The sequence below is a fragment of the Hydrogenophaga palleronii genome, from assembly GCF_031457455.1.
Lineage (GTDB): Bacteria > Pseudomonadota > Gammaproteobacteria > Burkholderiales > Burkholderiaceae_C > Hydrogenophaga > Hydrogenophaga palleronii_A.
This window is the reverse complement of record NZ_JAVDWU010000017.1, coordinates 22,636-47,246: the sequence shown is the minus strand read 5'-3', so window position 1 is coordinate 47,246 and position 24,611 is coordinate 22,636. Positions and strand designations below refer to the sequence as shown.

Below are 24,611 nucleotides of genomic sequence, written 5' to 3'. Positions count from 1 at the left end.
ATGCCGAAAAACATTCGCTACACCCTGCTTTCGTTGCGCGATCTGATGGCATCTATCGGCCCGTTCGCCCTGCTCACCGTCGCGCTGCTGGCACTCACTTACTGGTGGCTCAACCCCACGCCACCCAAGCGTGTGGTGCTGGCCACCGGCCCCGAACAAAGTGCCTATGACGAGTTTGGCAAACGCTATGCCGAGGCTCTGAAGCGCTATGACATCGAGGTCGAGCTGCTGCGCTCGGAGGGCTCTTCAGACAACCTGGCGCTGCTGCGCAGCGGTCGGGCCGACCTCGGGTTTGTGCAGGGTGGCACGGCCGACATCGGCTTTGACGACGAAGACGCCATCACCTCGCTGGGCAGTCTGTTTGTGGAGCCGCTCTGGCTGTTCTACCGCGAAGACGCGGCGCAACGCCTGCGCCAGTCCGACACCGTGAGCCACCTCTCCGAACTGCGTGGGTGGCACGTGAACGTGGGCACGGCCGGCAGCGGCGTGCCGCGCCTGTTCTCCACCTTGCTGGATGTGAACCGCATTCCACCAGGCGCGTTGCAACTGAGCGAAATGGAACAGACACCTGCCACCGTGGCCTTCCTCGAAGGACAGATCGACGCGGTTGTGTTCGCTTCGGCCCCCGAGTCGCTGATGGTGCAGATGCTGCTGCAGACGCCGGGCGTGCGCCTGCTGGATTTTGCGCAAAGCGAAGCCTATTCGCGCCGCTTCGGCTACCTCACACCGGTGGTACTGCCGCAAGGCGTGGTGGACCTGGCTGCCAACAACCCGCAGCAAGACGTGCGCCTGGTGGCCTCCACCACCAGCCTGCTCGCCAGCACAGAAACCCATCCGGCCATCCTGCAGTTGTTCGCCCAGACGGCCACCCAGCTGCACGGTGGCGCAGGCTGGTTCAGCCGCACCCGCGAATACCCCAGCCTGGAACACACCGAAGTCCCGGTGTCACAGGAAGCGGTACGCGCGATCACCAACGGGCCGCCCTTCCTCCAGCGCTACCTGCCCTTCTGGATGGCCAACCTGATCGAACGCATGTGGCTCGCCATGGGCCTGATCATCGCCCTGGCCCTGCCCCTCTCCCGCGTCGTGCCCCCTCTCTACACCTTCCGCATCCGCTCCCGCGTGTTCCGCTGGTACGCCGAACTGCGCGACATCGAACAACGCGCCGAAGCACAGGGTGACAACGAGGGCGACACCGTGCAATCGCTGCTGGACCAACTGGATACCCTGGAAAGCAAAGCTGAAAAAATCGTCGTGCCCCTCTCCCACACCGACGAGCTCTACGCCCTGCGCAACAACATTCACTTGGTGCGCAAGAAGCTACTTAGAAAAACCTGAACTCAACCAGGCTCCGGAGCGAAGTGCCTCGATCCAGGGCACCCGTGGAACCGGCTTCGCCGGGCCACAGGGTGCGTCCCCCCTCCAAGCGCCTTTGGCGCGCCAGAGAGGGGGGAAGCTGCGTCAGCAGCGCAGGGGGGAGCTACCCGCCCTTACTGCTGTTGATCCAAGCCTGCCGCGCGATCTCGTCCAGCGCCTCGTCGATCACACCATTGTTGGCCACCACGCGCAGGCGGTTGTTCGCAAGCAGGTTGTCCAGGCCGCGCCGGGTCATGGACAAGGAACGGCCGTTGCCTGCCGTGAACAGGAACATGGTGTTGTGCGGGCTGGCCCAAGTGAGTTGCGCGCGCAGGGGCTGCCCTTCGTGCCAGACATCCACCCAGGTCCCCACAGAGATCGCCTGGTTTTTCTCTGTCATGTCGGCCTTGATGTCGGCCCAGTCACGCTGCATCGGCTGTGTGTCCTGGAACGAAGGCTGGGTCGTGCTTTCCAGGAATGCGTCTTCCATGAAGCCCGTCTCACGCACTTCGGTCGGGTGAATCCAAGGCTCCAGGTCTTCCTCGACCTGCAGGCTGACCGGTGGCTCTTGCTGCATTTCAGGCCGCTGGGTCTTGTAGGCCGCTTCATGCAAGCCCATCAACGCCTGAAAAAAGGCTTCGCTCTGGTCACGCGGGTAGTCGATTGAATCCAGGCCTTCACGCAAGGTGCGCAACACACCCGGGATCACCTTGATCAGGCGCGGACGGTTGCGGCTGGCCTGCGCCAGTTGGCTCGACCAGAGCAGGTCGGGAAGCATGTCGGTGTACCTCATGGCGGCGGAACCAGAGGGCGACAGGTCTCCCGAATGGGTGTCCGGCATGTCCATGCGTGCCTGAGCCACCACCTGGGCCCATGGCCCGGTCAGAAACCGGCGCACCACACCCGGCACCCGCTCGAAGTCGGTGCGTGCGCGGAATTCGTTTGCCACACGCTCGGCCAGCATGTTGCGTTGCTCCACACGCACCAGGGTCTTCACGGCCAGCCCTCTGGCTTGCGCCTGCTCAGGCGCAAGCGCTTGCGACTGCGTCAGTTCCTCCAGCAGCTTGGGAAAGCGGCTGGCCAGGTCCGCGCCAGGCTTCTCCAGTGCGCGCTGGATGCCACGCACCTGACGCGCAAACGGCTCATAGCCCGGGTCTTGCTCGCTGGTGAAGGCCAGACTGCGCGCCGTGACCGTGTCCAGCAAGCGACGGGCAGGGTTCTGGCGATCGGCAAAAAAACGGGGGTCGCTGCGCGCAAGCTGCAGCAGCGCCGGCTTCATGTCGAGCAGCACCTGCCGCACGGACGGCATCAGGCGCTTGTCTTCATGAATGCGTTTGAGCATGAAGGTGACCACCTCGGCCGCCAGCGTGCGCACCATGGCATTGCCCGAACCCGACACGCCCTGGTCGCTGGGGCGGTCTCCCGACTGGTCCAGATTGCCGATCAGCAACTGGTGCAGGTGGTCCAGCGTCAGCAGCGCGTTGGAGCCCAGCACGGAATCGGCGGTGACGGACTCGGTGTGCACTGGCGCCTTGGGCGGGCTGCGCACGTCCGGTGCCTGTATGAGGTTGTAGCCGGCCGGCCGCACTCCCATGCCATCCAGCTGCCGGCTCAGGTGGGCGTACATCTTCTGCAATTCACTGCCCAGCCCCACAGCGCCCATCTGAAGCCAGCGCGAACGCACCACGGGATCCACATGCAGACCGTTGATGGCGCGCATCAGGGCGCCAATGACGACCTCGGTGCGCAAAGGGTTGGCTTCTGGACGTACCCTGGAATGTCCCTGGGCACTGCTCATGCGGGTGTTGAGTGCCACCAGTTCTTCGTCAGCGGCCATCTTGACGACCTGCTGCACCCTCGCCAGCTCAACCGTTTCCTGCACCTGCTCATCACCCATGAGCTCCAGTTCGTCGAAGCTCAGCGTTTGAAGTCTTCGGCCTGATCCGCCCTCCGAAGCCAGCGATCCGTGAACCGCCTCTGCAAAATATTCGAGGAACCGGGAAGTGATGCGGTCCCGGTAACCGTCCAGCGTGGTTCTGGCCTCGACCAAGGCCTGTTTTTCCTGGAGGCTCGCCACCGTGCCTTCGCGCTGGTACAAGGCGTCGCGCAGCTTGTCGATCCAACGAGGCGTCCACTCGCGGGTCTGGGCAAGGGCTTCTCTCAGGCAGGCGTCAAAAGCCTGTGTGTTGCTGGCATCCATGCGCGGCTCTGCTTTCTGCTCCAACGATGAAGGTATTTGTCCGGCCCATTATGGCGAACAAATTCAGAAGCGAAACCCTTGTGCAGAGACCGAAAAGCGATTCAGTTCAAGGCTTTTGTAACACGGCTTGCCAGCCATCGGTACCAAGATCCCGCAAGGTCTTGAGATTGCGCGCCACGATGCTCTCCGCATCACCGCCCTCAGATGCCACGGCTCGTTCCACGCTGTCCTCACGCAAAAGATGCAGTATCGGATACGGCGCCCGGTTGGTGAAGTTGGTCACATCATCGGCCTCGGTGCCCTCAAACTGGAAATCCGGGTGGAAGTGCGCCACCTGAATCACACCTTCGAGCTCGTGCTCAGCGACCACGTCGTCCACCACGTTCTGGAAATCGTTGAAGACGTCGAAATGCGGGAAAAGGGTCGGATGAACCAGCAAGGTGGTGTCGATCTGATCGGCCGGCGTGTTCACCAGCAGATCAAGTTCGCGGTCCAGGTCATCGAGAAACCCATCCAGATGCCGCGCCTGACTCACCACGATACGCACCTGGTTCTTCACATACACCGAGCGCGCAAACGGGCACAGATTCAAACCGATAACGGCCTTTTCCAGCCAGTGGCGGGTATCGGCAAGGACTTGTTCTTCGGTCATGGGAAGAGGCAAAACGTAAGTAAAGGCAGGACAGAGCGCTGAGGGGCACACCCAACTTTCCGGCGCGAAGTGCCCCATTCCAGAGATACCGAGGATCCGGCTTCGCCGGTCCAAGGTATCGCCCCCTCGAGGGGGTCGCGCGAAGCGCGGCGGGGGTGGGCCTACTTCAAGGCCTTGTAGCGGAAGCGCTTCGGCTTGGCACCTTCTTCACCCAGACGCTTCTTCTTGTCGGCCTCGTACTCCTGGTAGTTGCCGTTGAAGAACACCCACTGGCTGTCGCCTTCGGCGGCGAGGATGTGGGTGGCAATGCGGTCGAGGAACCAGCGGTCGTGGCTGATGACCAGCGCGCAGCCAGCGAATTCCAGCAGGGCGTCTTCCAGCGCGCGAAGGGTTTCCACGTCCAGATCGTTCGAAGGTTCGTCCAGCAGCAGCACGTTACCGCCTTCGGCCAGGGTCTTGGCCAGGTGCAAGCGCCCGCGTTCACCGCCGGAGAGCGTGCCCACGCGTTTTTGCTGGTCGCCGCCCGAGAAGTTGAAGCGCCCGCAATACGCGCGGCTGGGCATCTGGAACTTGCCCACGGTGATCATGTCCAGACCGCCCGAGATGTCTTCCCACACGGTCTTTTCGTTCGCCAGGTCGTCGCGGCTCTGGTCCACCACGGCCATCTTCACGGTCTGGCCGATTTTGACCTCGCCGCTGTCGGGCTGCTCCTTGCCACTGATCAGCTTGAACAGCGTGGACTTGCCCGCGCCGTTGGGGCCGATGATGCCCACGATGGCACCGGCCGGGATCTGGAAGCTCAGGTTGTCGATCAGCAGGCGGTCGCCAAAGCTCTTGCTGACGTTCTTGAACTCGAACACTTCATTGCCCAGGCGCTCGGCCACCGGGATGAAGATTTCGTTGGTCTCGTTGCGCTTCTGGTAATCGACATCGCTCAGCTCTTCAAAGCGCGCCAGGCGCGCCTTGCTCTTGGCCTGGCGGCCCTTGGGGTTCTGGCGCACCCACTCCAGTTCCTTCTTCATGGCCTTGGTGCGGGCGTCTTCGGTGCGCTGCTCCTGCTCCAGGCGGGCTTCTTTCTGTTCCAGCCAGGTGGAGTAGTTGCCCTTGTAGGGAATGCCGTGCCCGCGGTCGAGTTCGAGGATCCACTCGGCCGCGTTGTCGAGGAAGTAGCGATCGTGGGTGATGGCCACCACGGTGCCAGGGAAGCGCTTGAGGAACTGCTCCAGCCATTCCACCGACTCGGCATCCAGGTGGTTGGTGGGTTCGTCAAGCAGCAGCATGTCGGGTTTGGACAGCAGCATGCAGCACAGGGCCACGCGGCGTTTTTCACCACCGGAGAGCAGGCCGATTTTGGCTTCCCAGGGCGGCAGGCGCAACGCATCGGCGGCGATTTCGAGCTGGTGTTCGCTGTCGGTGCCGGCGGTGGAGATGATGGCTTCAAGCTGGGCCTGCTCGGCCGCCAGCGCGTCGAAGTCGGCGTCTTCTTCGGCGTAGGCCGCGTACACCTCTTCGAGCCGCTGTTGTGCCGCACGCACCGCGCCCATGCTCGCTTCCACGGCTTCTCGCACGGTCTGTTCCGGGTCCAGTTGCGGTTCCTGCGGCAGGTAGCCGATGCGGATCCCTGGCATCGGGATCGCCTCGCCTTCGATCTCCTTGTCGAGCCCGGCCATGATCTTCAGCAGCGTGGACTTGCCCGAGCCGTTGGTGCCCAGCACGCCGATCTTGGCGCCAGGGAAGAAAGAGAGAGAGATGTCCTTGAGAATCTGACGCTTGGGCGGCACGATCTTGCCGACCCGGTTCATTGAAAAAACGTATTGAGCCATTTTGATAAAAATGTTGAGTGACCTGTAGGCACGAATGCGCCTGCTTCAGCAGGGGCGGCTCCGTTTCATCAAAACGTATTGAGCCATGGGAGTTTCGCCTGAGATAGCCGCGGCCAGGAGGGTCGCGCAACCCTGGATTATCCCCTCAGAGCTTGTATCGCCATCGTCAGGGCGTCTTCAAAGGGGCGAATCGCGCACTCGTGCGACAATACGGCCTGTTGGGCACATCAGTTGGCCCGGCACCAGCCTTTTGCTGGGGTGAACGCAAATCACTTGCCGCCACCAAATTCCTGAATCCATCTGCCCCAGACTGACCGGGAGCCGCTTCCAACAAAGAGGCGGTCACCGGAGTGGCCGATGCCCCCAGCGCCCTGGACGGGCGCCTCAAAAAACAATGACTTTTGATGATCTGAATCTGGCCCCGGCCATCGTGCAAGCTGTTCGCGAGCACGGCTATGAAACTCCCACCCCCATCCAGGCCGAGGCGATTCCCGCCGTGTTGGCCGGGCGCGACCTGCTGGGAGGCGCCCAGACCGGCACCGGCAAGACCGCTGCCTTCACCCTGCCCCTGCTGCACCGCCTGAGCGAAGGCGAACGTGCCAAGAACCGCTTCGGTGGCGTGGCCATCCGCGCCCTGGTGCTCACACCCACCCGTGAACTCGCCGCACAGGTTGAAGAGTCTGTGCGCACTTACGGCAAACACCTCACGCTGACCTCTGCCGTGGTGTTCGGCGGCGTGGGCATGAACCCGCAAATCAATGCCATGAAACGCGGCGTCGACGTGCTGGTGGCCACACCTGGTCGACTGCTCGATCTGCAGCAACAAGGCTTCCTGGATTTGTCCGGCGTTCAGATCCTGGTGCTGGACGAAGCCGACCGCATGCTCGACATGGGTTTCATCCATGACGTGAAGAAGATCCTGGCGTTGGTGCCGAAAGAAAAACAGAGCCTGCTGTTCTCGGCCACCTTCAGCGACGAAATCCGTGATCTGGCCAGCGCCCTGCTCAAGGACCCGCAACACATCCAGGTGACCCCGCGCAACACCACGGTGCAGCGCATCACCCAGGTGATCCACCCCGTGGGTCGCGGCAAGAAGAAGGCCCTGCTGGCACACATCATCAACCAGCACAACTGGAGCCAGGTGCTGGTGTTCACCCGCACCAAGTTCGGCGCCAACAACGTGGCCGAATTCCTCACCAAGAACGGCATCCAGGCCATGGCGCTGCACGGCAACAAGAGCCAGGGCGCACGCACCCAGGCGCTGGCCGGTTTCAAGAGCGGCGACATCCGTGCGCTGGTGGCCACCGACATCGCGGCGCGCGGCATCGACATCGATGAGCTGCCGCACGTCGTGAACTACGAAATCCCCAACGTCAGCGAAGACTATGTGCACCGTATCGGTCGCACCGGCCGTGCGGGCAACAGCGGTGAAGCCGTCAACCTGGTGAGTCTGGACGAAGAAGGCTTCATGATGGACATCGAGCGCTTCACCAAGCAGCAGATTCCGGTGCAGATCTTCCCCGAGTTCATGCCTGAACCCGGCGAAAAGGCAGAACCCATCGCCATGGGCCGCCAGACCATCTGGGGTGGCGCGGGCAAACCGCCGAGCCGCGATGTGATGGCCGCTGCTGCCAAGGCCGCACGCACCGAGATGCTTCAGCGCGTGCGTGAGAAGAAAGCCGGTGAACCTCAGGGCCGAGGCAACGGCAATGGTGGGGGCGGCCAACGCCAGCGCCCTGCTGGTGACGGTGCCCAGATCGAAGGCCCTCGCGGCGAAGGCCGCCGGGGCAACGGTGGTGGACAGCGTGCGAACGGCAACGGCGGGGGTGGCAATGGCCAGCCACGCCACGGCGGCAACCGCAATGGCGGACCGGGCCAGCGCCCACCTCGCCAGCAGGCCGATCGCGGCGACCGCATGGACCGCCCACCACGGGAAGACCGTGGCCCGCGTGAAGAGCGCGAACCCGGCGCCGAGCGCCAGCCAGGACCGAACGCCCACCTGGGCAGCCTGCGCATCCGCGAGCCCCGTCCCCGCTCTGCCGCGCCGGGTGGTCAGCCCGATCCGCTGCGCACGAGCATCGACGCCATGCGCTCGGGCAACCGCAGCGGCAAAGGCGGCGGTGGAGGTGGTGGTGGCCGTGGCGGCTCCGGTCCTCGTGGCCAGGGCGGCCCGGCCGATCCGTTGCGGACGAGTTTCGGCAGAATTCGTTAAGACCCCCCGCGCCGCCTTCGGCGTCACCCCCCTGGGAGGGGGGCGATGCCAGTGGCCCGGCAAAGCCGGCTCCACGGCATCTCTGGATGAGGCACTTCGCGCTGGAAACTGAACCCGCTGACATAGCGTTGCCAGTTCAGCGAGGTGCTTCTACCCTCTGACGAACAAAGTCACCAGCGGCTCTTCGCCAGCTTGCCTGCTACGGTGGCCGTGCACTTGTGGGTCGAACACTGCGCCTTCGGGCAAGGTGTCGGCTGAATAGAAGTGCTGGCCGGGTCCGAAGACGCGGGTGCTGCCGTCTTGCAGGCCAATCTCCATCTGCCCTTGCAACACGAACAGCCATTGCGGTGTTCCCGTGCAGTGGAATTCGCTGCGAAACCCCACCGGGCTTTGGCGCAGTTGCAGTCCCGTTGCGGGCATCGGTGGTGACAGGCGCGCGGCGGGAGAGCCTTCGCTCAGTTCGATGGTTTCTTCGCGGAAGCGGGCGAGGCCATCGGTATCGGTGAACAGGACGACTTGCGTGAATGTGGTCATGGTGGCCCTCGGTGATGAGCGGTTTGTACCAGACCCAACCGGCAAAAAGCCCGGCGGCCTTTGCGGGCTGCCGGGCTTGAGGCACGCTGGCCTGGCTTCGTTCAGTGGACCGATGCGGGGTACTGGTTGCCGTTGACGTTCAGGCTGCCGTCGCGACGCGCCTGGGCCAGTTCGGCACGCACTTCTGCGCGGGTCTTGCCCTGGGCGGTCACTTCGCTCGGGTACAGATCGGGGTTGATCTGCTTGGCTGTCAGGCCGATTTCACCATTGGCCACCACATCACCGTTGCGCCGGGCTTCGGCCAGCTCGGCCTTCACTTCAGCGCGGCTCTTGCCGGCCACGGCGTTGGCGCTGGCGTAGCGCTGGGGATCCAGATCGCTGCGGCTCTGGCCGCTCTCGGCCACCGCCACCACGGCACCGGTGCGCACGGCTTCGCGCAGTTCGGCCTGCACGTCGGCGCGGCTCTTGCCCTGTGCGGAAGCCTGGGTGGGGTAGAGATCAGGGTTCAGTTGCTTGGCGGTCAGGCCGATTTCGCCGTTGACGATCACGTCGCCATTGCGCTGGGCCTGGATGTATTCGGCGCGAACCTGCTCACGGGTCTTGGCAGCAGCAGGATCGGCGGCCAGGGCTTGGCCAGCCACCAGGGTGGAGAGGGCAAGGGCGATAACGGAGATGCGGGCGTTTTTCATGACAGAGTTTCCTTTCAGTGTGTTGAAGATGCCGGTCAACCGCGGGTTGGTGGGCTCGGCTTCGACGCCTGAACTGAAGTGTTTTGCGTCGATGGGTTGAACTGTAAAGTTTCTGAATCAGAAGAAAAACATCAGAAAAACCACCATTGAATTTCCAAATCAGCAACAATAAGCAGCTTGAAAACGCCCTTTCAAGGCCTTTAAGGAACGTCATGGACCGACTGACTTCAATGCGTGTGTTTCAGAAAGTGATCGACGAGGGTGGCTTTGCAGCCGCCGGGCGAGTGATGGACATTTCACCCGCCGTGGTCACGCGCCTGGTGGCCGACCTCGAAGAGCATCTGGGGACACGTCTGCTGCACCGAACGACGCGCCGGTTGTCGCTCACCGAAGCCGGCGAAATCTATCTGCAGCGCGTGCGCGTCATCCTGCAAGACCTCGACGAAGCCCATGGACTGGTGAGCTCCCAGACGAAGGAACTCGCGGGCGTGTTGCGACTGCTCGCACCACCGGTGCTGGCCACACATGTACTGGCGCCGCTGGTCAGCGGGTTTCGGCAGGCCTTCCCCAAGATCCTGCTCGACATCGACGTGGAATCGCACCGCGAACCCCCGATCGAGGACTACGACATCACGCTCATGGGCGCAAAAGACACTTTTGATGCCAATGTGATCGCGCGCAAGGTCATCTCCACCGAGGCCATTCTTCTGGCCTCCCCCGACTACCTGCAGCGCAGGGGCACCCCCCAGACACCTGAGGATCTGCAGCATCACGACTGTCTGCGCCTGAAGCCGGCGGCCGGTCGCAGCCGTGCATGGCGTCTTCTGCACGCCGATGAGCCGGACCGTTTCGTGGACATTGATGTGCAGCCGGTGCTCTGGGCCAACCACACCGACACCCTCATGCGCGCCGCGCTCGATGGCGCGGGCATCACCGCCACCACGGTCGAACTGGCCGCGCCGTTGCTCAACAACGGTGATCTCGTTCGGGTGGTGTCTCCCTGGATCACGGACCGGCTGACCCTGTACGCCGCCCTGCCCAGCCGCAAATTCATGCCGCAGCGCACCCAGGTGTTCCTGGACTACCTCACCGAGCAAACCCGGCTGCGGGTGGTCAGCGCCATGGCGGCGTGCGACAAATGCTGAACCCGGCTCTCCTGCCGCACAAACCGTTACGAAAATCTCCGCGGGTATTCAACCCCGTTGACCAGCCTCGTTCGTTTCACTCAGCTCCAACCCAACCCACTGGAGCTTTTCATGACTTTTCGACGCGCGTCTCTTTCCCGCCACGGCCTCGCCTTGGTGGCCGCATTCGGCCTGCTGGCCGCCCCACATGCACATGCCGTTGGCCGGTTGATGGATGTGCAGGTGATCGACCGCGACAGCGGCGAAACCTTGCCGGTCTACTCCCACAAGGGCGAGCACTGGGTGGCTGGACGGCCCGGCGCCCGGTATGCCGTTTCGGTTCGCAATGCCAGCTCCGCCCGCCTGTTGGGGGTGGTGTCGGTCGATGGTGTGAACGTCGTGTCGGGTGAGACAGCGGCATGGCACCAGACCGGCTACGTGCTCTCGCCATGGCAACAATACAGCGTGGCCGGATGGCGCAAGAGCAACAGCGAAGTGGCGGCCTTTCACTTCACCGCCTCTGCCGCCTCGTACGCCGAACGCACGGGGCGTCCCGCGAATGTCGGGGTGATCGGGGTGGCGGTGTTTCGCGAAAAGCAGGTGCCTCCGCCAGCGGTGCTCATGCCCGACCCTGCCCCACATCCCCGCTCGCGGGAGCTCGGCCGCGCCGCTGAGTCCGACGGGGCACCGCCGTCCAGCTCGCCCGCCCCACAAAGCGCCGATCGATCGGAAAAGGCCGAACCCGCTGAATCCATGGCCACGGAGCGGCGCATGGCACCGGCCAGCCCTGCGCCGCGCCTGGGCACAGGCCACGGCGCGAGGGAACACGACTGGATTTCACACACCACCTTCGAGCGGCGCAGCCACCAACCCGACGAGCTGGTGCGCATCCGCTACGACAGCCATGACAACCTGGTCGCCATGGGCATCATCCCCAGCCGCGCGCTGCCGCCACGCCCGAACCCGTTTCCCGGCGGTGTGGCGCCCGGCTACGCGCCTGACCCTTATTGAAACCCCAGTGACAGCAGCGGAGAAGCATGGTGTGCCAGCTCCATAATGCGGGCCATGTCTCTCGAGGGCCCGCCCGCTGACGAAACCCTGATGCTCGCCTTCGTGGCGGGTGACGCGCAGGCGTTCGAAGTGCTGTACGACCGCCATGCGATGCCCGTGTGGCGTTTCGTGCAGCGCAGTGTGCACGACAGCGCGTTGGCCGACGACCTGGTGCAGGACGTGTGGTTCAACCTGCTGCGGCACGCGCCTGACTACCAGCCCAAGGCCCGCTTTCGCACCTGGCTGTTCACCCTCGCACACCACCGGCTGGTGGACCACTGGCGCACCCACAAAGTGCACAGCCCATTGGACGCTGACACCGAAGAAGGCGCTGCGCTGGCCGACACGCTGGCGGCCGAATCGGGTTTTGGCCCTGATCGGCGACTGGACTCACGCGAGCAGGCGCAGGCCCTGCTGGATGCGCTGACCGCCCTGCCTGTTGCACAGCGCGAGGCCTTTCTGCTGCAGGCGGAAGCCGGCATGAGCGTGGCCGAGATTGCGCAGGCCACTGGCGTACCGATGGAAACCGCCCGCAGCCGATTGCGCTACGCACGTGCCCAGTTGCGCGCTGCGCTGGAGACCTTCGCATGACCCGAGCCACCAACGACCCGACCACGACCGACGCTGCATCGGACCGGTTGCTGCAGCGCTACCTTGAAGCCAATGCGCTGGACGACGCACGCCCTGCGCCCCGCCTGCGCGACGCGGTGCTGGCGCGAGCGCGCGAGCAGTCGACGAAGAGCACGCCCCACCTCTCATCCCCGCTGCGAAGGACGGCCGCAGCCAATGACCGCACCTGGACACTTCGCGCCCTGGGCACGCTCGCCGCGCTGGGTCTGGTGGGGCTGCTGGTGCTGCAGTTCGACCAGGGCACGCCAGACGAACGCGAAGCCGCCTTCGGCCCACCGCCCTTGCCATCGGCGCCCAGCGTCGCCCAGACACCTGCACCTGCCACTGAAGGCATTGGCATGGCGCCAGAAGCAGCCGAGGCCCCAGCCATGGCGCGTGGTTCAGACCATGATGCGGAAACCGCTGCGGCACCCAAGCGCCCTGCGCCAGCGGCTCCCCAAAAATCAGAATCTGCGCCGCCCCGAACATCCGACAACCCGGTGGCGGCGCCGCCACCAGTCGCCGCACCGGCACCCCGGCTTGAGCCTCAGGCGCCCGGGGCCAACGCGGACTTGTCGCCTCCAGCTTCCCTTGCTGAGCGCTCCCGCGCCGCTGCGCCGTCCATGGCCCGTCAGGCACCCCGGACCGCGTCTGCCGAGGCCCCGCAGGCCGCACCAGAAGCCTTGCCGGCGCCAGCGCTGCTGCGCGCCGCCCAAACGGGCGATCTGGCCATGGCACGCGAAGCCATTGCGCGAGGCGACGACCTCAATGCAGCGGATGTGAGTGGTCGCACGGCGCTCATGGCAGCGGCGGCGCGCGGCGACCTGGCGATGGTGCGGCTGTTGCTCGATGCGGGTGCCGACGCCACGCCCACCGATCGACACGGCCTCAGCGCAGCGGACCTGGCCCGGCAGGCTGGTCACGATCAGGTACTGGACTTGCTGTAGGGTTGCCGCCTTCCACTTCTCCTTCTGCCAGTCACCTCTCGCCGTGCCGCGGAGGTAGACCCATGCGTCGCTCGGCGATAGGGCGCAGATCCAGAGCGAGCCGGTACCATCGGCGGATGAACGCCCCAACCCACACTTCGACTCCCCCTTCGCGCACCGGTCATGCGGTGCATTTCGGTCATCAGGACCGCGTCGTGATCGTCACCGGCGGTGCACAAGGCATTGGCGAGGCTTGCGCCCGCCGCTTTGCCCATGAGGGTGCACAGGTGGTCATCGCCGACGTGGCCGACGCGCGCGGGCATGCGCTGGCCCTGGAGCTGGGTGCCACCTACAGGCGCTGCGACGTCGGCGACAAGATCGATGTGGATGACCTGGTGGCCGCCACGCAGCAGCGCCACGGCCGCATCGACGTGCTGGTCAACAACGCCGGCATCTTCAAGGCCGCCGACTTCCTGGAAGTGACGGAAGAGGATTTCGACGACGTGCTGCGCGTCAACCTCAAAGGTTCGTTCCTCATGGGCCAGTCGGTCGCCCGCGTCATGGCCACCCAGGGCAGTGGCAGTATCGTCAACATGAGTTCGGTCAACGGCGTGCTCGCCATTCCGAACATCGCCAGCTACAACGTGAGCAAGGGCGGGATCAACCAGCTCACCCGCGTGATGGCGCTGGCCCTGGCCGACAAAGGCATCCGCGTCAACGCGGTGGCGCCTGGCACCATTGCCACCGAACTGGCGGCCAAGGCCGTGCTCACCAGCGAAGAAGCCAAGCACAAGATTCTGAGCCGCACGCCCATGCAGCGGCTGGGTGAGCCCGACGAAATCGCCGACGTGGTGGCTTGGCTGGCGAGCGACGCGGCCAGCTATGTGACCGGCGAGATCGTCACGGTGGACGGCGGGCGCATGACGCTGAACTACACCGTGCCTGTGGGCTGAGAGGCCGGGATCATCTCTCCTGCCCAGGCCGGAACCGGGAACTCTGGCCCCGCCCATGCCTCCATCCTCCAGCTCATGCCTTGCGGTGCATCACATGGATGCACCTCTACCGACGCACCGTTCCGCAGCAGCGGCCTCCTTTTTTGCCTGTTCCACCTTGCTGCGACTTACCCACCCCTTCACCTTGGCCACCGCGCTGAGTCTTGCCCTCGGATGGGCGCTGCCATCCCATGCCCAGCCCCCCGCTGCCGCACCCCGTCCGCCGCCAGTGATTGTGGCCGCCAGCACCGAAGCCCGCGACAACGTCACGCTCAACGTCATCGGCAATGGTGTGGCACGGCAATCGGTCACGCTCTACCCCGCCGTGGCCGGCGAAGTGGCCGAGGTGAACTTTCGAACCGGCCAGAAAGTGAAGGCAGGTCAGGTGCTGTTCCGCCTGGTGGACCGCAGTCAGCGGCTGGCGGCCGACCTGGCGGTTGCCCGTGTCGATGCTGCGCAGGTGCTCGCGCGGCGCTACGAAGGCACACGTGGCACCGGCGCCGTGCCCGAGAGCGTGGTGGACGAGGCCCGCGTTGCCTTGCGCGCCGCGCAGATCGAGCTGGCGCAGGCGCGCGAAGCTGTGGCCGATCGTGTGGTGCGGGCCCCTTTCGATGGCGTGCTGGGCCTGCCCAGCGTCGAAGCGGGCGACCGGGTCACCACCGATACGGCATTGGTCACGCTCGACGACCAGCGGGTCCTGCGACTTGACTTTGAAGTGCCTGAGGCCTACCTGTCCCGCGTGGCCGCCAGACAGTCCTTGACAGCGGTCAACCCGGCCTACCCCCAGCGAACCTTTGAGGGCGAGATCACCGAGATCGACAGCCGCGTCAACCCGACCACCCGCAACGTAAGGGTACGGGCCACGTTGCCCAACAACGATGGCCTGTTGCGATCGGGCATGTCGTTTCAGGTGCAGCTCCAGTTGCCCGGCCAGGCCTATGTGAGCGTGCCGGAACTGGCCTTGCAGTGGGGTCGGGACGGCTCCTTCGTCTGGGCGGTGCGCAACGGTAGCGCGGTGCAGGTGGCAGCGCGGCCGGTGCGTCGAACCGCTGGCCGCGTACTGATCGATGGCGATCTGAAAGCAGGTGAAAACGTGGTGGTTGAAGGCGTGCAACGCCTGCGCGCGGACCGGCCCGTGCGCGTGATCGGCAACGGATCGTGAGCACGGCACCCGCATGACCGACGACCGCGCCAGCGATCTGCCCGCCCTCTCGATCCGACGGCCCTGGCTGGTGATCGTGATCAACCTGTTGATCGTGATTGCCGGGCTCGGTGCTTGGCTGGGTGTGGAGGTGCGCGAGCTGCCCAACATCGATCGCCCCATCGTGGCGGTGCGCGCTGACTACCCCGGTGCTGCACCCGAGACGCTGGACTCGGAAGTCACCCGACTGATCGAAGGCGCCGCCTCGCGGGTGCCGGGCGTGTACCTGGTGCGCTCGGCCAGCGAAGAAGGCAACTTCCGCGTCATCATCGAATTCAACCCGAACGTTGACTTGGTCACGGCGGCGAATGATGTGCGCGATGCGGTGGCCCGGGTGGAGGGCAGCCTGCCCCAAGGGGTGGAGAACCTGATCGTGGTCAAGGCCGACGCCGACGCCGAGCCTGTGATGCAGTTGGCGGTCTCCAGCCGAACGCTGGCGGTAGACGAACTCTCGCGCGTGGTGGAAGAGCAGATCGAATCCGAACTGGTATCGGTCGAAGGCGTGGCCGATATCACCTTGTTCGGCACACGCCAACGTGTCATGCGGGTGCGCATCGACCCACTGCGTCTGGCGGCCTACAACGTCTCGGTGGACGACATCGCCAACCTGCTGCGCAGCGCGCGAGTGGACGTGCCCGCCGGCAGCCTGGAATCGGCCAATCAGGAAGTACTGGTGCGCGCCAACGCTTCCGTGGCCACACCCGCACAACTCCGCGCATTGCGCCTGAATGGCGACCTGGCGCTCGAACAGGTGGCCGACGTGTTCTACGGACCAGCCGACGCCACGTCCTATGTGCGTCTGAACGGCGAATCGGTGATCAGCCTGGGCGTGGTGCGCCAGGCACAGTCCAACAGCGTGGCCATCTCCGAAGGCGTGCGCGCGGTGGTGAACCGCCTCAACCAGAACGGCGGCGACCTGACCGTGTCGGTGGTGTCCGACGACGCGGTGTTCATTAGCGGTGCGATCCGCGAAGTCGTGTTCAGCCTGGGTCTGGCCGTCCTGATCGTGGTGGCCGTGGTGGGTGCCTTTCTGGGGCAGTGGCGTGCCACGCTGGTGCCCGTGGTCGCCATTCCGGTGGCGCTCATCGGCACCCTGGGCGCCATCTGGCTGCTCGGGTTTTCCGTCAACCTGCTGACCTTGCTGGCGCTGTTGCTGGCCACCGGCCTGGTGGTGGACGACGCCATCGTGGTGCTGGAGAACATCCAGCGCCGCCGCGGCCAGGGGCTGCAACCTCGCGCGGCGGCCGTGCTGGGCACACGCGAGGTGTTCTTTGCCATTGTGGCCACCACCGCCACGCTGGTGTCGGTGTTCGTGCCCATTTCCTTTCTGCCCTCGGCGGCAGGCCGGCTGTTTGCCGAATTCGGCTTCGTGATGGCGATCGCGGTGGCAACCTCTTCATTCGTGGCCCTCTCGCTGGGTCCCATGATCAGTTCGCGCCTGCCCGAAGCGCGCGAACCCGGTCCGGTGTGGCGCCGCCTCTCCGCCTGGGGCAATCGCGGCATTCACACCTATGACCACTGGCTGGCGGCCTGCCTCAAGCGGGCCTGGTGGGTGGTGGGCGTGTGCGTGCTGCTGGCGGCGGGAGCGGTGCTGACCTTCACCCAACTGAACCAGGAACTCACTCCCACCGAAGATCGGGGCGTGCTGTCCATCCGCCTCGACGGGCCGGACGGCGTGGGCCTGGCCTACAGCGACCGCCAGCTCGAAGCCGCGCTCGCCGCCGTGACGCCATTGCAGGAAGAAGGCCTGGTGGAGAACCTCTTCACCATCACCGGCCGCTGGGATTTCAACCGCGCCGAGATCGTCGCGCCGCTGACCGACTGGAGCGAGCGCAGCGTTTCGCAAGCCGAACTGACCGCCCGCGTGCAAAAGCTGCTGGACGATCTGCCAGGTGCTCGGGTGCGCATTCGCGGAGGCAACAGCCTGGGTGTGGGTGGCGGCGACGGCAGTGTGCAGATGGCGGTGACTGGCGACAACTACGCGCGCATCGCCGACGCCGCCTATGCCTTTGCCACCGCCATCGAAGACCGGCTGCCCGGCTTGCGCGACGTGCGCGTGAGCTACAGCGCTTCGCAGCCGCAACTCACGCTGCAGGTGGACCGCGAGCGTGCCACTGCGCTGGGCGTACCGGTCGAGGGCCTGGACACCGTCCTGCGCGCCCTGGTGGATGGCACCGAAGTGGCCGAACTCAATGTGGACGACCGCACCGTGCCCGTGATCCTCCAGTCCACCGCGCGCGGTGCCACCGACCCGCAGGATCTGCTGAGCTACAGCGTGCGCGCCAGCGGGCCCGGGGGTGAGCGCCTGGTGCCACTCTCACAATTCGTTCGTTTCGAAGAAACCGCCATCCCTTCCGAACTGGAACGGCTGGGCCAGCGCCGCGCCGTGCAGCTCAGCGCCGTCACCGCCGAAGGCGTGCCGCTGGCCCAGGCGGTGACCGAGCTGCGCGCACTCGCCGCCACCGAGCTGCCACCCGGCATGGGCCTGCTGTTCCGGGGCGACGCGGCCACGCTGGAGCAGACCGGACGCGACGTGGCCATCACCTTCGCCATTGCGCTGCTGGTGGTGTTCCTGGTGCTGGTGGCGCAGTTCGAAAGCGTGACCAGCGCAGCGGTGGTGCTGATCAGCGTACCGTTCGGCCTGGCCGCGGCCGTGTTCGCCATGGCGCTCAGCGGAACCTCCGTGAACATCTACAGCCAGATCGGCCTGCTGCTGTTGGTGGGGGTGATGGCCAAGAACAGCATCCTGATGGTCGAGTTTGCCGACCAGTTGCGCGACGCCGGTCGCAGTGTGCTGGAGGCCGCACAGGAGGCCGCCGCCACGCGCCTGCGACCGATCATGATGACGATGGCGTCCACCGTGCTGGGCGCACTGCCGCTGGTGCTGGGCAGCGGCCCCGGGGCCGAGTCGCGCGCGGCCATTGGCTGGGTGATCTTCGGCGGCCTGTCGCTGGCCGCGGTGTTCACGCTGTTCCTCACACCTGTGGTCTACCTGGGCATCGCCCGTTTCTCCCGGCCCCGCGCCAACCAGGCCGACCGCCTGGCGAGCGAGATGAAGCTGGCCGCCGTCAACGAACAGAACGAGCCGGTATGACCCCATCCCCTGGAGACACCTGGCGCCGCCTCGCCATGACCATGGTGTGCACGGGCCTCATGGCTTGTGCCAGCACGACGGTGCCACCTGTGGTCCCTGCCCTGGGACTGACCGACAGCATTCGTTTCGAAGCCGCCCCTGCAGATGCGCCGGATGCGCAACTGGCCGACCTCCGCTGGTGGCAACGATTCGACGACCCGGCGCTGGCCCACTGGGTGGAACGCTCCCTTGCCCAAAACCCCGACATCGCCGTGGCACGAGAACGCGCCGAACAGGCGCGCACGCTGCTAAGACAGGCCGGCGGGCAGCGCGGCTTTCGAGTCGATGCCGAAGCATCGGTGGAGAGCCGCAGCCGTCGGGAGGCGAACCAGCGCTCGCCGGACCCGTCGGCCGCCCTCCTGTTCGAATGGGACGCCGACCTCTGGGGCGGCCTGCGCCAGGCCGAGCGCTCTGCTGCCGCAGCCGCCTTGCGCAGCGAAGACCTGGTGCAGGCGGCACGCCTGTCCACCGCCGCCTTGACCGCGCGCGCCTATGTGGCCTGGCGCGAGGCCCTGCTGGACGAGCGCCTGCTGACCGATGCGCTGGACCTGCAGGCCGAAGTGCTGCGCCTGGTGCGCGTGCGGGTGCAGGCGGGCCTGTCTCCGCAATTGGATTTGAACCGCGCCGAGGCCGAAGCCGCGTCGCTGACCGCCGACGCGGCCGATGCGGTGGTCCGGGTGCGGCAGGCCGGTGCGGCCCTGCAGGTGCTGGCGGGTGAAAGGCCTGGCCCGCTCGATGGTGGCGACGCGTTGCGCCTGCCTGCCCTCTCCGGGGATCAACCTGTGGTGCGTCCACTGGACCTGCTGCGCCTGCGCCCCGACCTGCGCGCCGCCGGCAACGCGCTGGCCGCCACCGCTGCCGACCTGGGCGTGGCGCAGGCCGACCTGTACCCGCGCCTGCGTCTGCCGGGCTCGATCACGCTCACCTCCAGTGCGCTCAGCGGCGGGGTGCTGAACATCGTCACCGCCAGCATCGCTGCCGTGTTGGACGCCAGCCTGTTCGACGGTGGCCAGCGCCGCGCCGGCGTGGCCGTGGCCGAATCACGGATGCGCGAGTCGGTGGAGGTGTACCGACAGACCCTGCTGCAGGCCCTGCAGCAGACCGAGGCCGCGCTGGTGGCAGCCAGCGGCGCCCGTCAGCGCGCCCAAGCCCTGGAGCAGAGCCATGCCGCTGCCAGCGCCGCCGTGGCCCAGGCCCGCGTGCTGTACGACAACGGCCTCTCCGGTTTTCTGGATGTGCTCGATGCCCAGCGCAGCGCACTGGACACGCGTCGGCGCCTGCTGGTGGCCCGGGCAGATGGCGCGCGGCAGTCGATCGCCACCTTTGAAGCCATGGGCCTGATCGAACCGGGAAGCCCGCCCTGACACCGCGCAGCGCGCGACCCACGACGCATGAAACGGTCCAGTCCAGGGGCACCGCCGGGCCGGCTTTGCCTGACGGCCAGTGCCGCCCCCTTGAGGGGGCTGAGGGCCGCGGCTCCAAGCCTGCCTGCGCAGGCTTGGACAGTCCGAAGAAGCATCGACTCCGGCGATGCTGCGGCCTGCAAGGCACGCGAAGCGGCGCGGGGGTGTTTTATTTCAGCTCAATGCAAGGTGTGCGTCGGCTCCACGATCGGCAACTCGTACTCCCATCCGATGAGGGCACGAGCACCAAGGTAGGCGTTCTTCAGGCGCTCGGAGAGTTCATCCATGTGCACTTGGCCATGGGCGTCACACGGTACGGCAATGCCGCAGCCGGGATGGGACAGCGATGGAAAAAGCAGTTGATGCTCGCTGGCATGTGCTTGTGAGGTCATTTCGATCCCCTGTACTGAGCGGCCACCCTTGGATCCATGGGGCCCGTACCCATTGCTGCGGGCCTTGTGTGCCTTCAGTCGCTCAGTCAAGGCACATCTGAATTTTCGGCTTCCTGAAAATGAGTAAAGCGCCAGTAAACGGCGTCAAAGTCGGGTTGTTCTTCCGTTCCCACTTCCTGCATTTGGGAAGAGAACGCCCGATGCGCCGTCGCGCCTTTCGGCGCGCCTCGCCATGCCCAGGTTCAATGCAAGGAATGCATGGGTTCCACGATGGGCAACGCATACTCCCGACCGACAAGGGCGCGGGCGCCAAGGTAGGCGTTCTTCAGGCGCTCGGAGAGCTCATCCATGTGCACTTCGCCATCAGCGTCACACGGAACAGCAATGCCACGGCCGGGATGGAACAACGATGCAAAAAGCAAGTGATGTTCGCTGGAACTCGTTGGTGAGGTCATGTTGATCCCCTTTGCTGAGCGGCCACCCTTGAATCACTGGGACCCGCACCGATTGCAACGGGCCTCGTGTGCCTTCAGTCGCTCAGTCAAGGCACACCTGAATTTTCGGCGTGCCCCATCAAATCTAAAGGGAAGAAAGTGGCATCGAACGCGTGTTTTTTTACCGCTATCCCACATCCGGCGTCGCGCCGCGAGCCCCTCTTGATTGAAGGCCCATCGCTCGCCACGAACGATGCATACGCAATAGGTTTCAGGGGTCCATCCCTCAGCCACTGAGTTGTCACACAGTTGCGCTACAAGGGACTGAAGCAGGTAGACCGGGTGACCGCATGGACCTCGGTCGCGCCCTGACAAGCACACCCTTCTGGAGTCGTGAACCGTGGTCAACACCCAAACGGTCGATCTCGTCTATTTCAATGCCGGAGGCGGCCATCGCGCCTCCGCGCTGGCGCTGCAGTCGGTATTGCAGACGCAGGGCTGGCCCTGGCGCGTGCGGCTCGTCAATCTGTTCGAGGTGCTGGACCCGCACGACAAGTTTCGCAAGCTCACTGGCAGTGCCCCGGAAGACTGGTACAACCGGCGTCTGGCGCGCGGCTGGACCATCGGCATGGCGCAGGAGCTCAAACTGTTGCAAGGCCTGATCCGCCTGTCCCATCCCATGCTGGTGCGGCAACTGCAACAGCACTGGCTACACACCGAACCCGACCTCGTGGTTTCGCTGGTGCCCAATTTCAACAAGGCCCTGTTTGAGAGCCTGGCCTCTGCCCTGCCCGGCGTGCCCTACGTGACCGTGCTCACCGACCTGGCCGACGTGCCACCGAACTTCTGGATCGAACGCCGCCAGCCCCAGCACTTCGTGTGCGGCACGCCGCGCGCCCTGGAACAGGCCCGCGCCATGGGCCACGAAGAATCTCGCCTGCACGCCACCAGCGGCATGATCATCCGGCCCGCCTTTTACGAACCTCCTTCACCGGATCGCGCCAGCGAGCAGCGCCACCTGGGATTGGATCCGAACCGACCCACCGGCCTGGTGCTGTTCGGCGGTCACGGCGCCAAGACCATGCTGGGCATTGCGCGCCAGCTGGCAGACTCCACGCAGCTGATCCTGGTTTGCGGCCACAACCAGGCGCTGGCGCGCCGCCTGCAGGCCCTGCCCGGCAGCGCAGCGCGCGTGGTGGTCGGCTTCACCACCGACATTCCGCGCTACATGCAAATGGCCGATTTTTTCATCGGCAAACCCGGTCCCGGCAGCCTGAGCGAAGCGGTGCAACAGGGTCTGCCGGTGATCGTGGTGAACAACGCGTTGACCATGCCGCAGGAGCGCTACAACGCGCAATGGATCCGAGAAAACGAGCTTGGCATGGTGCTGCGAAGCTTCAGGCGGGTGGATGTGGCCGTTGCCGAGATGCTGGAAAACCTCGAGCATTGGCGCGGCAGTGTCCGGCGCATGCGCAACCGCGCGCTCTTTGAGGTGCCGCACATTCTGGCGGGCATTCTTTCTGCGGCCAATCAGCCGCAAGCCGTGAGACTGCCTGATTCGGCGAGAGGCGACGTTGCTCCGCCCTCCTGAGCGCAAGGGGCGTGGCCAGGGAGGCCAAGCGTCTCAAAGCAGGCTCACATTTTTTTGCCAACGGTAACGGCCGGTCTGCCGCCATGCAGGCCGTGTCGCGCGAGAATGCTAGGCACAGCTGCTCCGGAGAGTCCCATGAAAAAGACATCATCCACCCTCTTTGCGACTGCGCTTACAGGCCTCCTGCTGGTCAGTTCGCCCCTGCACGCGCAAGCCGCCACTGAAACTGAAAACAAGCCCCAAGGCAGTGATCAGCCACAGCGCCCGCTGATTCCCGTTCCCCCTGCTCCAAAGCTTCCCATTCCGTCACTTGCCACGCCAGACGACAAGCCGGTGCACCGCTTTTTCCAGAACTGGGGCAACGGTATGGACCGCGCCGCGTCGTCCATGGGTCTGCCCCGTCAGGACAGCCCTCACCAGCCGGAGCAAGGCGCTGCGGGCAGCAACCCGCCGGCCAAGTAAGTGCGAAGTGCGGCTTGCAGGCGAGACTCAGTTGATGCGCTTGGCCAGGTGGTAACTGCCGTCACCGCGCGCGAACACGCGATCATCCGCTAACACGTCACCCGGCTGGTGTTCTGTGCCCTGGGCCGCGCGCTGGTACAGCGGTTCAAAGTCGATCTGCGTGAATTCCAGCAGCTCGTCCAGGTCGCGAATGACGAAGTAACTTTCCTGAAAATCGTCGATGCGGTAATGCGTGCGCATCACGCGCTCCAGCTCGAAGCGGATGCGGTTGGGCGAGGCGCTTTCCAGGCAGAACTGCGATTCGGTGAACGACGAAGCAATGCCCGCACCATAGAGCCTCAGCGCGTCGCCCTGCTGCAGCAAACCAAACTCCACCGTGTACCAGTACACCCGCGCCAGCTGGGGCAAATACCCAAGTTGCTGCGCACGCAAACCTCCCTGGCCGTACGCCTGGATGAAGTCGGCAATGGCCGGGTTCATGAGCATGGGCACGTGGCCAAACACGTCGTGAAACACGTCGGGCTCTTCCAGGTAGTCGAGCTCGTGCGGCTGGCGAATGAAGTTGCCGGAAGGGAAACGGCGGTTTGCCAGATGCTCAAAAAACACCTCGTCAGGTACCAGGCCGGGCACCGCGACGATCTGCCAGCCATTGCGCTGCATCAACACCTCGTTGAGGCGTCGGAAATCGGGAATCTGGTCGGGGCCGATGGGAAGGTCGCGCATACCCTCCACGAACTCATCGCAGGCGCGCCCAGGCAGCAGTTTCGTCTGGCGTTCAAACAGCGTCTTCCAGGTCGCATGATCTTCAGCGGTGTAGTGTTCCCAGCCTTGGTCAATGGTCCAGTCGGGACGCTCGGGCCGGCCCACATCCCCTGCTGCGAGGCCATGCTTGGTCGAGGTGTTCATGCCGCCTCCGCTGCGGCCTTGAAGGCCTTGTCCGCGCGGGTGGCCCAGTCCAGGTCACGTGTGGTCAGGCCGTTCGCATCGTGCGTGGTGAGGCGAACCTCCAACCGGTTGTAGACGTTGAACCATTCGGGATGGTGGTCCATCTTCTCGGACACGACAGCCATCTGGCTCATGAAACCGAAGGCCTGCGCAAAGTCCTGAAAACGGAAGTGGCGCGAGATGGCGCGTTGTTCCTCATCCAGCTTCCATTCAGGCAATGCGAGCATGCGCGTGCGCAAGGTGCTGGGGTCGATGGGGGTCATGTCGATGTCTCCTGGTGGAATGATTCGGCGCGTTGCGCATGAAGCTGTGCAGTTTGCGCCGCATGACAGACAATTTGCTCTCATGTTCCGCACATGTGGCGCGGTTTACAAGAGACCCTTTCATGAATAACGATATTCACGGCGATTCCTTGCATCCCTCCTCCCTTGACCGGCTGGACCGGCGCATCCTTTCGGTGCTTCAGCAACAGGGCCGCATCAGCAACCAGGAACTGGCGCAAGCGGTGCACCTGTCGCCCGCACAAAGCAACCGGCGCCACAAGCGGCTGGAAGCGGCGGGCTACATCCAGCGCTACGAAGCCCGGCTGGATGCGCACCGGCTCGGTCTGGGTGTGACCGCGTTCGTGCATGTTTCGATGGAACGCGGGCAGCACAAGGAGGTGCTGAAGTTCCAGCGAACCGTGGGCAAGATGCCCGAAGTGCTGGAGTGTTACGCCGTGACCGGCGATTTCGACTACGTGTGCAAGGTGGTGGCACGCGACCTCAAGGGTTTGTCGGACTTTCTGCTGGGCACGCTGGCGCAACTGCCCGGCGTGAGCAGCGTGCGATCCAGCATCTGCCTGAATGAACTCAAGTGCACGAGCGCGTTGCCGATGGACTGA

Annotated in this window: 22 protein-coding genes; 13 read left to right on the top strand and 9 right to left on the bottom strand. The window is 65.0% G+C overall.

What is annotated here, in order from left to right:
• Entirely contained in the window at positions 1 to 1,338 is a 1,338-nt protein-coding gene (locus tag J2W49_RS25135; RefSeq protein WP_310322509.1) for a TAXI family TRAP transporter solute-binding subunit, read from the top strand.
• 142 nt (positions 1,339 to 1,480) lie between these two features.
• Here the strand turns inward: J2W49_RS25135 and J2W49_RS25130 are convergent, their stop codons facing one another.
• The 3 genes from J2W49_RS25130 to ettA all read right to left on the bottom strand — a co-directional run bounded on the left by J2W49_RS25130 (position 1,481) and on the right by ettA (position 6,031).
• The gene (locus J2W49_RS25130; RefSeq protein ID WP_310322508.1) at positions 1,481 to 3,556 is read right to left on the bottom strand and encodes a DUF1631 family protein; all 2,076 of its coding nucleotides are present in this window, start codon (positions 3,554 to 3,556) and stop codon (positions 1,481 to 1,483) included.
• 106 nt (positions 3,557 to 3,662) lie between these two features.
• Entirely contained in the window at positions 3,663 to 4,208 is a 546-nt protein-coding gene (locus tag J2W49_RS25125) for a DUF1415 domain-containing protein (RefSeq protein WP_310322505.1), read from the bottom strand.
• 161 nt (positions 4,209 to 4,369) lie between these two features.
• Positions 4,370 to 6,031: an energy-dependent translational throttle protein EttA gene (gene ettA / locus J2W49_RS25120; RefSeq protein ID WP_310322503.1), complete on the bottom strand. Its 1,662-nt coding sequence runs from the start codon at positions 6,029 to 6,031 to the stop codon at positions 4,370 to 4,372.
• A gap of 394 nt (positions 6,032 to 6,425) precedes the next feature.
• Here ettA and J2W49_RS25115 point away from each other — a divergent pair, with 394 nt between their 5' ends.
• Positions 6,426 to 8,243, top strand: a complete 1,818-nt coding sequence (locus J2W49_RS25115) for a DEAD/DEAH box helicase (RefSeq protein WP_310322500.1) — start codon at positions 6,426 to 6,428, stop codon at positions 8,241 to 8,243.
• A 150-nt stretch (positions 8,244 to 8,393) separates the two neighbouring features.
• On the opposite strand, the gene J2W49_RS25110 is transcribed toward J2W49_RS25115, so the two are convergent.
• Complete coding sequence (locus J2W49_RS25110) at positions 8,394 to 8,777, bottom strand: cupin domain-containing protein (RefSeq protein ID WP_310322496.1); 384 nt, start codon at positions 8,775 to 8,777, stop codon at positions 8,394 to 8,396.
• 101 nt (positions 8,778 to 8,878) lie between these two features.
• Positions 8,879 to 9,466, bottom strand: coding sequence for a DUF4148 domain-containing protein (locus J2W49_RS25105; protein ID WP_310322494.1), 588 nt, complete (start codon positions 9,464 to 9,466; stop codon positions 8,879 to 8,881).
• A 212-nt stretch (positions 9,467 to 9,678) separates the two neighbouring features.
• Here J2W49_RS25105 and J2W49_RS25100 point away from each other — a divergent pair, with 212 nt between their 5' ends.
• The 8 genes from J2W49_RS25100 (at position 9,679) to J2W49_RS25065 (ending at position 19,865) form a co-directional block, all read left to right on the top strand.
• Positions 9,679 to 10,611 (top strand): LysR family transcriptional regulator, encoded by a 933-nt coding sequence (locus J2W49_RS25100; RefSeq protein WP_310322491.1) that lies wholly within the window; start codon positions 9,679 to 9,681, stop codon positions 10,609 to 10,611.
• 111 nt (positions 10,612 to 10,722) lie between these two features.
• Complete coding sequence (locus tag J2W49_RS25095; RefSeq protein ID WP_310322489.1) at positions 10,723 to 11,601, top strand: hypothetical protein; 879 nt, start codon at positions 10,723 to 10,725, stop codon at positions 11,599 to 11,601.
• A gap of 54 nt (positions 11,602 to 11,655) precedes the next feature.
• Complete coding sequence (locus J2W49_RS25090) at positions 11,656 to 12,231, top strand: RNA polymerase sigma factor (RefSeq protein ID WP_310322487.1); 576 nt, start codon at positions 11,656 to 11,658, stop codon at positions 12,229 to 12,231.
• The gene (locus J2W49_RS25085) at positions 12,228 to 13,196 is read left to right on the top strand and encodes an ankyrin repeat domain-containing protein (protein ID WP_310322485.1); all 969 of its coding nucleotides are present in this window, start codon (positions 12,228 to 12,230) and stop codon (positions 13,194 to 13,196) included. Before J2W49_RS25090 ends, J2W49_RS25085 begins: the two co-directional genes overlap by 4 nt.
• A 116-nt stretch (positions 13,197 to 13,312) precedes the next feature.
• A complete protein-coding gene (locus J2W49_RS25080) occupies positions 13,313 to 14,128 on the top strand; it encodes an SDR family NAD(P)-dependent oxidoreductase (RefSeq protein ID WP_310322482.1) in 816 nt (271 codons plus the stop codon).
• A 94-nt stretch (positions 14,129 to 14,222) separates the two neighbouring features.
• Positions 14,223 to 15,329, top strand: a complete 1,107-nt coding sequence (locus J2W49_RS25075) for an efflux RND transporter periplasmic adaptor subunit (RefSeq protein ID WP_310322480.1) — start codon at positions 14,223 to 14,225, stop codon at positions 15,327 to 15,329.
• 13 nt (positions 15,330 to 15,342) lie between these two features.
• Positions 15,343 to 18,462 carry an efflux RND transporter permease subunit gene (locus J2W49_RS25070; RefSeq protein ID WP_310322477.1) on the top strand — a complete coding sequence of 1,040 codons (3,120 nt, stop codon included), beginning with the start codon at positions 15,343 to 15,345 and terminating at the stop codon, positions 18,460 to 18,462.
• Entirely contained in the window at positions 18,459 to 19,865 is a 1,407-nt protein-coding gene (locus J2W49_RS25065) for an efflux transporter outer membrane subunit (RefSeq protein ID WP_310322475.1), read from the top strand. The genes J2W49_RS25070 and J2W49_RS25065 overlap by 4 nt, the downstream gene beginning before the upstream one ends.
• 218 nt (positions 19,866 to 20,083) lie before the next feature.
• Here the strand turns inward: J2W49_RS25065 and J2W49_RS25060 are convergent, their stop codons facing one another.
• Positions 20,084 to 20,296 (bottom strand): hypothetical protein, encoded by a 213-nt coding sequence (locus tag J2W49_RS25060; RefSeq protein WP_310322473.1) that lies wholly within the window; start codon positions 20,294 to 20,296, stop codon positions 20,084 to 20,086.
• A 242-nt stretch (positions 20,297 to 20,538) separates the two neighbouring features.
• Positions 20,539 to 20,751 (bottom strand): hypothetical protein, encoded by a 213-nt coding sequence (locus tag J2W49_RS25055; protein WP_310322472.1) that lies wholly within the window; start codon positions 20,749 to 20,751, stop codon positions 20,539 to 20,541.
• 379 nt (positions 20,752 to 21,130) lie between these two features.
• Here J2W49_RS25055 and J2W49_RS25050 point away from each other — a divergent pair, with 379 nt between their 5' ends.
• Both J2W49_RS25050 and J2W49_RS25045 read left to right on the top strand, forming a co-directional pair.
• The gene (locus tag J2W49_RS25050) at positions 21,131 to 22,321 is read left to right on the top strand and encodes a glycosyltransferase (RefSeq protein WP_310322469.1); all 1,191 of its coding nucleotides are present in this window, start codon (positions 21,131 to 21,133) and stop codon (positions 22,319 to 22,321) included.
• Positions 22,322 to 22,456: 135 nt separating this feature from the next.
• Positions 22,457 to 22,783 (top strand): hypothetical protein, encoded by a 327-nt coding sequence (locus J2W49_RS25045; RefSeq protein WP_310322467.1) that lies wholly within the window; start codon positions 22,457 to 22,459, stop codon positions 22,781 to 22,783.
• A 27-nt stretch (positions 22,784 to 22,810) separates the two neighbouring features.
• Here J2W49_RS25045 and phhA read toward each other — a convergent pair whose 3' ends face one another.
• Together phhA and J2W49_RS25035 are read right to left on the bottom strand one after the other, a co-directional pair.
• A complete protein-coding gene (phhA, locus tag J2W49_RS25040) occupies positions 22,811 to 23,689 on the bottom strand; it encodes a phenylalanine 4-monooxygenase (protein ID WP_310322464.1) in 879 nt (292 codons plus the stop codon).
• A complete protein-coding gene (locus J2W49_RS25035; protein ID WP_310322461.1) occupies positions 23,686 to 23,991 on the bottom strand; it encodes a 4a-hydroxytetrahydrobiopterin dehydratase in 306 nt (101 codons plus the stop codon). The genes phhA and J2W49_RS25035 overlap by 4 nt, the downstream gene beginning before the upstream one ends.
• Positions 23,992 to 24,113: 122 nt before the next feature.
• Between J2W49_RS25035 and J2W49_RS25030 the strand changes: the two genes are divergently transcribed.
• Positions 24,114 to 24,611 carry an Lrp/AsnC family transcriptional regulator gene (locus J2W49_RS25030; RefSeq protein WP_310322458.1) on the top strand — a complete coding sequence of 166 codons (498 nt, stop codon included), beginning with the start codon at positions 24,114 to 24,116 and terminating at the stop codon, positions 24,609 to 24,611.